Origin of the sequence: Campylobacter massiliensis (genome assembly GCF_014253065.1) — a bacterium.
In the GTDB taxonomy this organism is placed as follows: Bacteria; Campylobacterota; Campylobacteria; order Campylobacterales; family Campylobacteraceae; genus Campylobacter_A; species Campylobacter_A massiliensis.
Window position 1 is genome coordinate 714065 of record NZ_JACLZK010000001.1, and the last position, 12549, is coordinate 726613.

The following is a 12549-nucleotide window of genomic DNA, read 5'->3' on the forward strand; positions in this document are numbered from 1 at the left end:
TATATAATCCCGAGACTAAAAATTAATAAATCTGCTTAAGGAGTAAATATGCAAATCCCTATCGCATACGGCAAAGACGATCATCTAAGCCTAGAGATAAACGAGAAAAATTTGCTCGGAGTTTTCGATCCAAACCCGGTGGCTAAATTTGACGAAAAGGCGCTCATCGCAAAGGCTCTAGCAAATCCGATAAATCAAAAAAGCTTTGACGAGTTTATCGCGGGCGACGAAAAGATCGTCGTCATCGTAAATGACGGCACGAGACCTACGCCGACGGCAAAAGTTTTAAAGCAAATTTACCCAAAGCTACGCTATAAAAAGAAAATTTTCATCATCGCCACGGGCTGCCACAGAGAAGGCACGCTCGATGAGTACGAGATGATCTTCGGTAAAGAAATTTACGCGGAGCTTAACGCCAAAAACGAAGTTCACGATCACGACTCCAAGCACGACGAGATGGTATTTTTAGGCGAGTCCAAAAACGGCACGCAGATGTATCTAAACAAAATCGTAGCAGAAGCCAAAAAGGTAATCGTCATAGGCTCTGTCGAGCCGCACTATTTCGCGGGCTACACGGGCGGCAGAAAGGCATTTTTGCCGGGTACTGCGTCGTATGAGAGCATCACGCAAAACCACAAGCTCGCTCTTAGCGCCGACGCGCAAGCTCTGCGACTAGAGGGCAATCCCGTGCACGAGGATATGATCGACGCGATGAAAGTGCTAGCTCACATCGACGTTTTTTCGATCCAGACGGTGCTTGACAGCGAGCACGGCGTGTATTACGCAAGCGCAGGCGATCTAAACAACAGCTTTTACGACTGCGTAAAAAAGGCCGACGAGGTATTTTGCGTAAATATCCCGTGCAAGGCCGATATCGTGATCTCGGTTGCGCCCTATCCGATGGACGTCGATCTCTATCAGGCGCAAAAAGCCCTAGATAACGGCAAACTAGCGCTCGCGCAGGACGGAATTTTAATAATGGTCGCAAAGTGCCGCACCGGCATCGGACCAAAGCCGTTTTTTGATCTGATGGCTTCCGCGGATACGCCTAAAAAGGTGCTAGAAAAGATTAGCGCGGGCTTTAAGCTCGGCTACCACAAGGCCGCTAAAATGGCTGAAATCTCGCTCTGGGCGCAGACCTGGGCGGTGAGCGATCTCAGCGACGACGAGATGCGAGCCGTACACCTAAAACCGTATCATGATTTGCAAAAGGCCCTAGACGACGCGCTCGCGCAAAAGGGCGCGGACGCCGGGATCATCATCTTGCCGTTTGGCTCTATGACTGTGCCTAAGGTTTAAGTATGGCTAAAATTTTATACTATGATGCTAGCTGCGGTATTAGCGGCGATATGAATTTAGGCGCGCTGGTGGAGCTTGGCGTAGATTTTGACTATCTTTGCGCCGAGCTAGAGAAGTTAAATTTGGCCGGCGAATTTGAGCTTGTGCGCAAAAACGTGCTAAAAAAAGGCATCGCCGCGACCAAAATCGACGTCGTGCCGCTAAAATCGCAGCCCCATGCCAGAAGCTACGCGGGTATCAGGCAAATTTTAGAGAGTTCAAATTTAAGCCAGCGCTGCAAACAAAGAGCGGACGCGATATTTCGCACGATCGCGCAGGCGGAAGCCAAAGTCCACGGTACGGACATAGAGCGGGTGCATTTTCACGAGGTCGGCGCGGTCGATAGCATCGCGGACGTCGCTGGCGCGGCGATCTGCCTCGAGTATCTTTTTGAAAAGCTCGGCGTCTCGCACGTCATAAGCTCCAAAATCGAGCTTGGCGGCGGCGTAGCGATCTGCGATCACGGCGAGCTTAGCGTACCTGCGCCAGCCGTTTGCGAAATTTTAAAAGGCGTGCCCGTAAGCCTCGGGCGCGCAAATTTCGAGATGACTACGCCCACGGGTGCGGCGATTTTAAAAACTTGCGCGGACGAATTTACGGACGGCGCGAGCTTTAAAATAGAAAAGATCGGCTACGGCGCGGGCAGCAAAGACGCGGCGGGCTTTGCAAACTTACTTCGAGTGATGATATGCGAGGCAGATTTAAGCGACGAAAGCGGCGAGCGAAATTTAAGCGCGCGAGCTGGCCATGGCGAGGTTTGCAAGCAAATTCTGATCTCCACGAACATCGACGATATGGATGCCGAGAGTTTTGCGCTTGCGTGCGAAATTTTGCGCGAAAACGGCGCGCTGGACGTATTTAGTCGCTCTATTTTTATGAAAAAGGGGCGCGCGGGCTTTGAGCTAAACGCGCTGTGCCGCAAACAGGACGCGCAAAATTTAAAGGATCTGATTTTTACGCACACGACGGCGATCGGCGTCCGCGAGATAGAGATTGCTAAAACCGAGCTAAAGCGCGAGTTTGTGCGTGTGCAGACTAAATTTGGCGAGATAGGGCTCAAAATTTCTGGCAACGGGCAAACGCAAAAAATAAAGCCAGAATTTGACGACTGCAAGGCCGCGGCGCTCGCGCACGGCACGACGATAGAGCTGGTGCGAAAAGAGGCGTTAGAAATCTATGACGAAACTAGAAAAACTAAAGGCTGATCTGCGCGGGCTGGGTGAACTCGCGGTCGCATTTAGCGGCGGCGCGGATAGCTCGCTGCTGCTACGCGCGGCGCACGACGCGCTAGGTGAGCGCGCGATCGGCATAACGATAAGATCGCCCTACATGTCCTCGCGCGAGATCGCCGAAGCCGTAGAATTTGCCCGCATCTACGGCATCAGGCACGAAATTTTAGAGCTAGGCGTCGCGGAGGGGATCAAAGACAATCCCGAAAACCGCTGCTATCTGTGCAAAAAGGCCGTGTTTTCGCGACTGATCGAGCGCGCCCGTGAGCTTGGCTTTAGCCGTGTCGCAGACGGCACGAACCGAGACGATCTGGGCGAATACCGCCCCGGGCTCAAAGCAAAAGAGGAGCTAGGCGTGCTCTCGCCGCTGATAAATTTAACCAAAGCTGAGATCCGCGAGCTATCGCGCGAGCTAAACTTACCCACAGCCGAAAAGCCAGGCTATGCGTGCTTGCTAACGCGCTTGCCGTACGAGCGCGAGATCGATGAGAGCGAGCTAAATTTGATCGAAGCGGCGGAAAATCTGCTCATCACAAGCGGCTACGCAAACGTCCGTGCGCGATGCGACCGCAAAAATATAAAGTTGCAAATGCCCTTTTCTAGCATGCAAAGCTTTCTAAACGACGCGAAATTTAAAAGCGTCGTTAGGCGGCTCGTGGCGCTGGGCGCTGCGGATGTGACGCTCGATCTAAAGGGGCTTAGAGAGGATGTTTTGCATGAGAGAAGATGAAATTTTAGAGCTTTTTGCGGGGATAAAAAGCGGCCACATGAGCGAGCAAGAGGTGCTAAAATACCTGAAAAATTACCCATACGAGGACGTGGGCTGTGCCAAGATCGATACCCAGCGCGCCCTGCGAAACGGCGCGGGAGAGGTGATCTACGGCGAGGGCAAGACGGATGATGAAATTTTGTGTATCGTAGAGGCGATCGGCGCGAGGCGGCAAAATATCCTGATCACGCGCACGAACGAGCGGGTTTTCGAGCGGGTGCGCGAGGCGCTACCGCAGGCGGAGTTTAACGCTCGCGGCCGCGTCATCAGCGTCAAATTTAAAGAGCCCGAGCTCACGCAAAGCTACATCGCGATAGTATCTGCCGGCACCGCCGACGGCGCGGTAGTGGAGGAGGCGTACGAAACGGCGCGATTTCTAGGCAACGACGCGCGCAAATTTAGCGACGCGGGCGTGGCCGGGCTGCATAGGCTGATCGCAAATTTAGAGCAGATACGCGGCGCAAAGGTCGTGATCGCAGTGGCGGGCATGGAGGGCGCGCTAGCTAGCGTGCTTGCAGGCCTTGTGAGCGTGCCGGTGATCGCGGTGCCCACCAGCGTGGGATACGGCGCGAGCTTTGGCGGGCTGGCGGCGCTGCTAGCGATGCTAAACAGCTGCGCAAACGGCGTGAGCGTCGTAAATATCGACAACGGCTTCGGCGCAGCATATAACGCAAGCCTGATAAATCATCTATAAATTTACGCCGCGCGAGGAAATTTAACGGCTAAATTTGAGCGTGCGAGTTAACGAGTTAAATTGAAGGCTAAATTTAAAAGGAAAGCGTTGCGAGAGGAAAATTTAAACGAGCAAAAGGCTGGACCGAAGGGCGCGAAAAAGCTCGCGCAAAAGCCGCAAACAAGGCAAAGTGCACGAACAAGGCTAGCGTTTTTAGCCGCGGCTGGCGTGCTTTTGGCGGTCGAAATTTACATCGCGATCTGCGTAAAGGGCGGCTTCGTGCGACACTATGCGGGCGACGTTTTTGCCGTCATCTTGCTTTACGCGTTGGCTCGGGCTACATTTAGCGCGCCATCTTTAAATTTGCCGCTTAAAATTTTCGCGTTTGCGGCGGCTTTGGAGCTCGCGCAGTATTTGGGCGCGGTGCAAATTTTAGGCGTAGAAAATAAAATTTTAAAAGTAATGATCGGCGGGACGTTTGATTTTGCCGACCTGCTCTGCTACGCCGTGGGTTGCATCCTAGCGGGCGCTTATGAAAAATTTGAAAGTAAAATTTGGCAAAGGAGAAGCGATGGATAAAGAAAAAGCCGTGCAAAAGATGACCGAGGTCATGGCGAAATTCGTCGGCTACACGGGCAAGGTGCTACCTGACGACGTGACGGCGAAGCTGCGGGAGCTTAGCGAGCGCGAGACGCAGCCGCTGGCAAAGGAGATCTACAAAACGATGTTTGAAAACCAGCGCCTAGCTAAGCAGCTAGACCGTCCGTCCTGTCAGGATACGGGCGTGATCCAGTTTTTCGTGCGCTGCGGAGCGAACTTCCCGCTCATCGGCGAGCTTGAGGAGCTGCTGCGAGAGGCCGTACTGCGAGCGACGCGCGAGGCTCCGCTGCGCCACAACAGCGTCGAGACGTTTGACGAGTACAACACCGGTAAAAACGTCGGCAAGGGCACGCCTAGCGTCTTTTGGGAGATCGTGCCGCAAAGTAGCGAGTGCGAGATACACACCTACATGGCGGGCGGCGGCTGTAGTCTACCCGGCAAGGCAATCGTGCTGATGCCCGGCATGGGCTACGAGGGCGTCGTGAAATTCGTCATGGACATAATGACCAGTTACGGCATAAACGCCTGTCCGCCGCTGCTATTGGGCGTAGGCGTAGGCACCTCGATCGACGTGGCGTCCTTGCTATCCAAAAAAGCGCTGATGAGACCGCTAGGCTCGCATAATCCAAACGACCGAGCCGCGCTAACCGAAAAGCTACTCGAAGATGGCATCAATAAAATCGGCCTGGGCCCGCAAGGCATGAGCGGCGCGAGCTCCGTGATGGGCGTACATATCGAAAACTGCGCCCGCCACCCAAGCGTCATCGCCGTCGCCGTAAACGTAGGCTGCTGGTCGCACCGCAAAGGCCATATCGTCTGGGACGAGCAGCTAAATTTCGACGTAAAATCGCACAAGGAGTTCGCGCTATGAGTAAGAAAATTTTAACCACGCCGATCAGCGCAGAGGACCTAGCGGATATCAAAATCGGCGACGTCATATACCTCACGGGGCATATCGTCACATGCCGCGACGTGCCGCATAGACGCGTCGTAGAGGAGGGCCGCGAGCTGCCGCTAGATATCAGGGGCGGCGCGATCCTGCACGCGGGGCCGATCATCAGAAAAATGGACGATGGCGGTAAAGAGGCCTTCGAGATGGTCTCCGTGGGGCCGACTACGAGCATGCGGATGGAGAAATTCGAGCGCGAGTTTATCGCTAAAACGGGCGTGCGCCTGATAGTGGGCAAAGGCGGCATGGGCGAGGGCACGATGAGCGGCTGCAAGGAGTTTGGCGCGATACACTGCGTATTTCCTGCGGGCTGCGCGGTGGTCGCCGCGACGCAGGTCGAGGAGATCGAGAGTGCCGACTGGACGGAGCTTGGGATGCCCGAGACGCTGTGGAAGTGCCGCGTGAAGGAGTTTGGCCCGCTCATCGTCTCGATTGACGCGCACGGAAATAATCTTTTCGAGCAGAATAAGGTCAAATTTAACGAGAAAAAGGATGCAGCGCTAGCTGAAATTTTACCGCAGGTCGGGTTTATAAAATAGCTAAATTTACAGAAACAACATCAAATGCGCTTTAAATTTTACGTCAAAATTCACAAGGTTTAGAGTAAATTAAAGCGCTTTTGAATAAGTCTGTCTTTTTTGAGTTTTATTATTCTCGTATTCAAATTTTAAAGGACGCTGTTTATCGCATCTTCTAAAATTTCTCTCGTTTGAGCCGTATGTTCGACGCTTAGTTTGATGAGCTTTTCCAGATCTTTATCTTTATAGGCCTCCAGTATCGCTCTGTGCTGCGCGTTAAAGGCTTTAAGATGCGTCTTTTTATAGTGCAAGGACAAAGAAACGTATGGGATCGAGGCCGACATCAAATTTTCCACTATCGCAAACGTCCTGCTTCCTGCCTCGCTTTGCCAAAAGCACCTGTGGAAATCGGCGTTTAGCAGCGCCCACTCGTTAAAATCATCGCACTCTTCTATCTTTTGCTGCACTTGTAAAGCGTTTTGCAGATTTTCTTCGTCGTAATTTTCAAAGCCGTCCGCGATAAGCTTTGGCTCCAGTAAAATCCTCAAATCATAGATATCTTTAGCATCTTTATAGCAAAGTCCTTTTACTATCGCGCCCTTATAGGGGTCAAAGCTTATTAATCCTTCTGCGGTAAGGATTTTTAGAGCCTCTCTTGCGGGCGTTTGACTGACGTTAAATTTTTTTGAAATTTCGTTTTGCGTGAGTCTGGTTCCTGATTTTATTTTGCCGTTTAATATCTCTTGACTTAAGCTATAAACTATAAATTCCGTTGTCGTCATAGGGCGCCCTAGGGCATTGTTATACATCATTTAAATTTAACTCCGATTTTTTGTGAGCTATTATACATAAAAAACATATAAAAGCTCGCCTATTTTAGTATTTCAAAAACAAATTCACACTTTCTAAAAAGAAAAAATCTTAAAAAAATTAAGTAAAAAACAGATTAAATTTTACTAACTGTTTACCTTTAAGGCATATAATACATTATATATAATATCTAATATATCTTTTACTAGGAGGTAAAGAATGGCGACGCTAATGCAAGGTTTTCCGCCCGCAAAAGAGTCTCAAGTGGATTTAAGCAATTGGAGAAAAGCGCCTTTTAACCGTTGGGCTTTTAGCCACGTCTGCGAGATCGTGCCATCGGCTATCATAGATAACGACCGCGACGAATTTACGCCTTTTGAAGCGCGAATGCAAGATTTGTCCGATTTTTCATTGCAAGAAAACGGCGGCGAGCTAAAATTTGACGATTGGCTTGAGCAAACTTACACCGACGGTATCGTTATTTTGCGCAAAGGCAAGCTCGTATATGAAAAATACTTCGGCGAGCTCAAACCAAATCGTCCTCACATTTTAATGTCGGTCTCAAAGTCCGTACTGGGGCTGCTTTACGGCATCGTGGCACAGAGGCAAAATTTGAACTTAAACACGCTAGTTACGGATATTTTACCGGAGGTCAAAGATACGGCATACGCGGGAGCGAGCCTGCGCGATCTGCTCGATATGCGCGCGGGGGTAGAATTTGACGAAAACTACCTCGCCTCCTCAGGCAAAATCATCGCCTACCGCAAAGCTCAGGGATGGGATCCGTTTTTACCATGCGACGAGAAGACGAATTTGCGCGAATTTTTCGGGACGCTTAAGGAGAGCGACGGCGGACACAATGAGCGCTTTCACTACGCATCGCCAAATACCGACCTGCTAGGTTGGGCGATCGAGCGAGTAACGAGTGTTCGCTACACCGACTTGCTAAGCGAGCTAATTTGGCAACCGTTAGGAGCGCAAGAAAAAGCCTATATAACGGTCGATAGTACGGGTGCGCCAAGATGCGCCGGCGGGTTAAACTGCACGACGAGAGATATGGCTAGACTCGGGCGACTATTCGTAACGCAGGGTACAGCAAACGGCAGACAGATCGTACCGCCGCAGTGGCTAAAAGATATTCTAACGGCTGGAAGCCGCGAGGCTTGGGATGGCGGCGATTTTTACGAATTTTACGAAAAACGCCCGATGCACTACCGTAGCAAATGGTACGTCGAGCGCGGCGAGCATCCGTTGGTCTTTGGACTTGGAGTGTTCGGGCAAAATTTATTTATCGAGCCGCAAAGCGATCTGGTGATTGCTAAGTTTTCATCTCAGCCTTTGCCGCTTGATGCCAAATTTAACTCGCTAACTCACCGCGGTATCGACCGGTTGCGAGAAATTTTACGCTAAAAGGAGGACGTCATGGATATGAGCGTTGTTGTTCAAATTTTGATGTTAGTGGTGCTGGCGCTAATGATCACGGGTCGCACCCCGCTATACATCACGGCTATCATAGGCTCTACGATAGTAGCGATCGTCGCAGGCTTTCCTATGTCGGGTAAAGACGGCGCAACTATCGCGAATTTAGTCAAAGGCGGTTTAAATCCCGTCATCGCCGATATGACGGGCGTGCTTTTGTTTTTAGGTATTTTGGAGGGCTCGGGCTTTTTGGCCGTGATAGTGCGCTCGGTCATAAGATTTGGTATAAAAATCGGCGGAGGCCCGGGTATCTGCGCGGCAGCATCGACGGCTGCGGGCATAATGGGCATGCTCACGGGCTATTCGCCTCCTATCGTAACCGGCGCGATCGCTGGGCCTGCGGCTATTAAAATGAGCTGCGACCCGAACCAAACCGCTGGCACTCTAGGACATGCCGGCGGACTTGGAAATTTCGGCGGCTTTACTCATCCGACCCAAGTTGCCCTAATCGCGACTGCGGGCATAGGCTTTGGTGCGATAAACATCGTCGGAGCGATCTGCGCGATGACGATCATTTTAGCATCGTTTACTAGGATGTATTTTTACATGAAGAAGCGAAATTTGCTCTTGTCCAGGCAAGAGATCGAAAAGATACTTGAGGATTTTAAAGATACGGATTCGCGCATCACGTCGTTTAAAGCGTTTTTACCTTTTATCTTACTGCTTGCTGGTTTTGTTAGCGGCTTGCCTATTTTTATCGTAGGTATGGCTTGCGGCGTCGTGGTGATTTTTTTAGCTAGACTGGCTCCCGGCAAAGGCGAAAATATGATGATAGAGGGTCTTACGCGTATGGCGATACCGCTAGTAGCTACGATCGGCTTTCTTTTTATGTCCGGGGTTATCAAAAATATCGGTATGATAGATAGCATACGCAGCATACTTGAGCCGCTTTTAAATATATCGCCGATCCTCGTAATGCTTATGGTTTCGATATTTGCGGGCATAATTACACAGTCTTATTCTGCATCGGGAGCGCTAACCATACCGATGCTAACGGTCGTTATCAGCGCCGGAGCCGATCCGCTAGCCGCTTGCGTAGCCGCAGCGGGAGGTAGCGCACTAACGCAGCATTTTTTAACCGGCGGACCGGTCGCAAATTTGCCTACGTTGATCCCTGTGTGCGAAGGCTCTGATTTAAAAACCGCCAACCGCTTCCAGCGCCCGTCTATATTGTGCGGCGTAGCGATGGTGATCGTTTTTTCTTTTGTGATAAATCTATTTGCTTAAATTTTATCCCGCGTTAGTCGCCCAAAAGGCTCGCGGGATTTTTGATTGCAAGATAAATACGCCAAATTTTAAATTTGACGCCGTCTTGCAGTCAAAAATAATTTGATTTATAAAAAATCTATAAAATTTTTTGCGTTTATCTTTTTAAAAACTCCGCGCCAAATGCATCCGATTACTTAAGCTCGCCCCAATCCTTCGCCACGTTTAGGCTCGTTTTTAGCGGTACGTTTAGTTTGTAAATTTCTTGCATTATCTTTTGCGCCGCCGCGCCGAATTCCTGCGCATAACCGTCCTGCACCTCGAAAATCAACTCGTCGTGTATCTGCAAAAGCATTTTCGCGCGCGGGCTTAAAAGCGGGCGGATTTTTACCATCGCCATTTTGATGATATCGGCAGCCGAGCCCTGAAATATCGTATTTACCGCCTCGCGCTCGTACATCGCCGTTTGCATCGGCGTCGCTGTAGTAAAGTCAAATAGCCGCTTTCTACCCAGCAGCGTGCGCACGAAGCCCTCGTTTTTGGCCGCGGTTTTTATCCCTTCTAAAAAGCCCTTTATCGTCGGAAACGCCTTAAAATAGCGCTCGATATACTCCTTTGCCTCGGCACGCGTGATACTTACTTGATTTGCCAACTTGCTCGAGCCCATGCCGTAGATGAGGCCGAAATTTATACTCTTGGCCACCGCGCGGTTTTGCCCCTCTGCGCTGCCGAATATACTAATCGCCGTGCGCGCATGGATGTCCTCGTCGTTCGCAAATGCCTGAAGTAGCGCGGCGTCGCGGCTAAAATGCGCGAGCAGTCGCAGCTCAATCTGGCTATAGTCAAGCCCCACGAAGCTAAAGCCGCTTTTAGCCTCAAAGCAGCCTCGCACGTCCTTAGCTAGGTTGCCGCGAGCGGGGATATTTTGCAGGTTCGGGTTTTTAGACGAGAGTCTGCCCGTGCTGGTTCCCGTCTGGATAAAGTTCGTGTATATCCTGCTGTCGGCATCCTTTTTAGCTAAATTTAGCAGCGGTTCGCAGTATGTGCTTTGCAGCTTGTATAGCTCGCGGTACTCGAGTAGTTTTTCGATGACGGGATGCTCGTCGATGAGCTCGGCTAGCACGGCCTCGTCGGTGCTGTAGCCCGTTTTTGTCTTTTTCTTTACGGGTAGTTTTAGGTGCTCAAACAGCACCGAGCCTAGCTGCTTAACGGAGTTTATATTAAAATTTTCGCCAGTTAGCTCGTAAATTTCGGCGGTCAAGGCCTTAATCTTAGCGTCGTTTTTTAGGATTAAATTTTGCATTTTTTCGCGGTTTATCGCGATGCCCTCGCGCTCCATATCAAAAAGCGTGAGGATGAACGCAAACTCGTGCGTGTCGGCGAGCGCGAGCAGCTCAGGGTCAAGCAAATTTAAAAAGCTTTTGTAAAATTTCAGCGTTATCCACGCGTCCTCGCTCGCGTATTTTGCCGCGTTTTCTAGCGCCACGGACGCAAAGGTCTCGCCGCGCTTTACCACGTCTTCAAATTTTATCGTATCGTAGTCGTAGAGCCGCTTGGCTAGCGCGTCCATACCCACGCTAGATCCCGGATCCATGAGCCACGCCAGTATCATCGTGTCTTTAAAATTTACCGGCGGCTCGAGCCCTAGATTTCGCTTTACGACCTTAAAATCGTACTTTAAATTTTGCCCGATCACGCAGCCTTTGTAAATTTGCGAGATCGCCCAACCGGCGAATTTTTCGCTTACTTGCTTTGGCGCACCCAGATACTCGTGCGCCACGGGCACGTAGTAGGCCTCCTCGTCGTTAAAGCAAAAGCTAAAGCCGACCAGGCGGGCGTTTTGCGTATCGACGTCCGTGGTCTCGGTGTCAAAGGCCACGAGCGTGTCTGCGTCAACGTTTGCCAGCAGTCGCTCGATCTCGCCCTCGTCCGTTAAAAGCCGCGCGTTAAAGCCGAGCTTAAATTTCGCGTTTTCGCCCGCGTTTTCGCTATTTTGCAGCGCTTTTAAGAGGCGGTTTAGATCGTATTCTCGCAGAGTATCGGCGACCTTTACGAGCGGATTTTGCTCGGGAAATTCCGCCCTTTTTAGATCGAGCACGTCGGGCACGTCGTCAAAGAGCGAGGTTAGGCGCTTGCTCAAAAACGCGCTCTCTCGGCCTTCTGCCAGCATACCGCGGATACGTTCGTTTCGCACTAGCGGCAGGTTTTCGTAGATGCTTTCTAGATTGCCGAATTCGTTTAGTAGCTTTTTTGCGCCGACCGCGCCTATGCCTTTGACGCCCGGGATATTATCCGAGCTATCACCCGCGATTGCGAGAAAATCGCGTATGCAGCTTGGCGGAACTCCGTATTTTTCTATGCAGCTCGCGCTATCGTGATCGATCTTGCTTTGGGGGCTGTAGATGCTTACTTTGCCGTCCTCGATGAGTTGGTAGAGGTCCTTATCGTGCGTCACTATGCGTACGAATATACCCCGCTGCTTGCACTCCTTTACGACGCTAGCGATGATGTCGTCGGCCTCGTAGCCTTCGCGGCTCACGGCGGCTAGGCCCATTTTTTCTATCATCTCGATACAAACGGGCAGCTGCTCTTTTAGCGCTGCGGGCGGCTCGGAGCGGTTGGCTTTATACTCGCCCAGGATCTCGTGGCGCAGCGTTTTGCCCTTGCTATCTAGCGCGAAGATGATGTAGTCGCTGGCAAACTCCTGGCGCAGATTCATGATAAAGCTAGCAAAGCCGCTCACCATGCCGCTTGGCTTGCCCTCGCGGTTTTTTAGCCCGCTCATCGCGTAGTAAAGTCTGAAAAAAAACCCGAAAGTGTCGATGATCGTTAGCGTTTTTTGGCTCATTTTTTATCCTTTTTTTGGGCTAATTTTACAAATTTTAGGCAAAAAAACGGCTGATTTGAAAGTAAATTTAAATTTAGCGGCGCGGAGTAAGCGCTGGAGCGGTCAAATTTGAGTTAAATTTGACGATAAA

11 protein-coding genes are annotated in these 12549 nt (G+C 50.8%); 9 read left to right on the forward strand and 2 right to left on the reverse strand.

All coding sequences use genetic code 11. From position 1 onward, the window contains the following. Nucleotides 1–48 precede the first annotated feature (48 nt). The 7 genes from H7R39_RS03345 (at nucleotide 49) to ttdB (ending at nucleotide 6097) form a co-directional block, all read left to right on the forward strand. Nucleotides 49–1299, forward strand: a complete 1251-nt coding sequence (locus H7R39_RS03345) for a lactate racemase domain-containing protein (RefSeq protein ID WP_185897954.1) — start codon at nucleotides 49–51, stop codon at nucleotides 1297–1299. Between the two features lie 2 nt (nucleotides 1300–1301). Continuing rightward, entirely contained in the window at nucleotides 1302–2543 is a 1242-nt protein-coding gene (gene larC, locus H7R39_RS03350; RefSeq protein ID WP_185897955.1) for a nickel pincer cofactor biosynthesis protein LarC, read from the forward strand. After that, nucleotides 2515–3297, forward strand: a complete 783-nt coding sequence (larE, locus tag H7R39_RS03355) for an ATP-dependent sacrificial sulfur transferase LarE (RefSeq protein ID WP_185897956.1) — start codon at nucleotides 2515–2517, stop codon at nucleotides 3295–3297. Before larC ends, larE begins: the two co-directional genes overlap by 29 nt. Next, a complete protein-coding gene (larB, locus tag H7R39_RS03360) occupies nucleotides 3284–4030 on the forward strand; it encodes a nickel pincer cofactor biosynthesis protein LarB (RefSeq protein ID WP_185897957.1) in 747 nt (248 codons plus the stop codon). The genes larE and larB overlap by 14 nt, the downstream gene beginning before the upstream one ends. Nucleotides 4031–4117: 87 nt before the next feature. Continuing rightward, nucleotides 4118–4588, forward strand: coding sequence for a ribosomal maturation YjgA family protein (locus H7R39_RS03365; RefSeq protein WP_185897958.1), 471 nt, complete (start codon nucleotides 4118–4120; stop codon nucleotides 4586–4588). Further along, nucleotides 4581–5480, forward strand: coding sequence for a L(+)-tartrate dehydratase subunit alpha (gene ttdA / locus H7R39_RS03370; RefSeq protein ID WP_185897959.1), 900 nt, complete (start codon nucleotides 4581–4583; stop codon nucleotides 5478–5480). The genes H7R39_RS03365 and ttdA overlap by 8 nt, the downstream gene beginning before the upstream one ends. Beyond that, nucleotides 5477–6097, forward strand: a complete 621-nt coding sequence (ttdB, locus tag H7R39_RS03375) for a L(+)-tartrate dehydratase subunit beta (RefSeq protein WP_185897960.1) — start codon at nucleotides 5477–5479, stop codon at nucleotides 6095–6097. Before ttdA ends, ttdB begins: the two co-directional genes overlap by 4 nt. A gap of 128 nt (nucleotides 6098–6225) precedes the next feature. On the opposite strand, the gene H7R39_RS03380 is transcribed toward ttdB, so the two are convergent. Continuing rightward, the gene (locus H7R39_RS03380; RefSeq protein WP_228724713.1) at nucleotides 6226–6858 is read right to left on the reverse strand and encodes a GntR family transcriptional regulator; all 633 of its coding nucleotides are present in this window, start codon (nucleotides 6856–6858) and stop codon (nucleotides 6226–6228) included. Nucleotides 6859–7105: 247 nt separating this feature from the next. On the opposite strand from H7R39_RS03380, the gene H7R39_RS03385 reads away from it, so the two are divergent. Both H7R39_RS03385 and H7R39_RS03390 read left to right on the forward strand, forming a co-directional pair. After that, nucleotides 7106–8296: a serine hydrolase domain-containing protein gene (locus tag H7R39_RS03385; RefSeq protein ID WP_185897962.1), complete on the forward strand. Its 1191-nt coding sequence runs from the start codon at nucleotides 7106–7108 to the stop codon at nucleotides 8294–8296. Between the two features lie 12 nt (nucleotides 8297–8308). Further along, nucleotides 8309–9592 (forward strand): citrate transporter, encoded by a 1284-nt coding sequence (locus tag H7R39_RS03390; protein WP_185897963.1) that lies wholly within the window; start codon nucleotides 8309–8311, stop codon nucleotides 9590–9592. Nucleotides 9593–9764: 172 nt separating this feature from the next. Here the strand turns inward: H7R39_RS03390 and polA are convergent, their stop codons facing one another. Beyond that, nucleotides 9765–12419: a DNA polymerase I gene (gene polA, locus H7R39_RS03395; RefSeq protein WP_185897964.1), complete on the reverse strand. Its 2655-nt coding sequence runs from the start codon at nucleotides 12417–12419 to the stop codon at nucleotides 9765–9767. Between the last annotated feature and the right edge of the window lie 130 nt (nucleotides 12420–12549).

Bases quoted from the DNA above. Each gene is read 5' to 3' on its own strand.
- larE (WP_185897956.1), top strand. From the start codon at position 2,515: ATGACGAAACTAGAAAAACTAAAGGCTGATCTGCGCGGGCTGGGTGAA.
- larB (WP_185897957.1), top strand. From the start codon at position 3,284: ATGAGAGAAGATGAAATTTTAGAGCTTTTTGCGGGGATAAAAAGCGGC.
- H7R39_RS03380 (WP_228724713.1), bottom strand. From the start codon at position 6,858: ATGACGACAACGGAATTTATAGTTTATAGCTTAAGTCAAGAGATATTA.
- H7R39_RS03385 (WP_185897962.1), top strand. From the start codon at position 7,106: ATGGCGACGCTAATGCAAGGTTTTCCGCCCGCAAAAGAGTCTCAAGTG.
- ttdB (WP_185897960.1), top strand. From the start codon at position 5,477: ATGAGTAAGAAAATTTTAACCACGCCGATCAGCGCAGAGGACCTAGCG.
- polA (WP_185897964.1), bottom strand. From the start codon at position 12,419: ATGAGCCAAAAAACGCTAACGATCATCGACACTTTCGGGTTTTTTTTC.
- ttdA (WP_185897959.1), top strand. From the start codon at position 4,581: ATGGATAAAGAAAAAGCCGTGCAAAAGATGACCGAGGTCATGGCGAAA.
- H7R39_RS03390 (WP_185897963.1), top strand. From the start codon at position 8,309: ATGGATATGAGCGTTGTTGTTCAAATTTTGATGTTAGTGGTGCTGGCG.
- larC (WP_185897955.1), top strand. From the start codon at position 1,302: ATGGCTAAAATTTTATACTATGATGCTAGCTGCGGTATTAGCGGCGAT.
- H7R39_RS03345 (WP_185897954.1), top strand. From the start codon at position 49: ATGCAAATCCCTATCGCATACGGCAAAGACGATCATCTAAGCCTAGAG.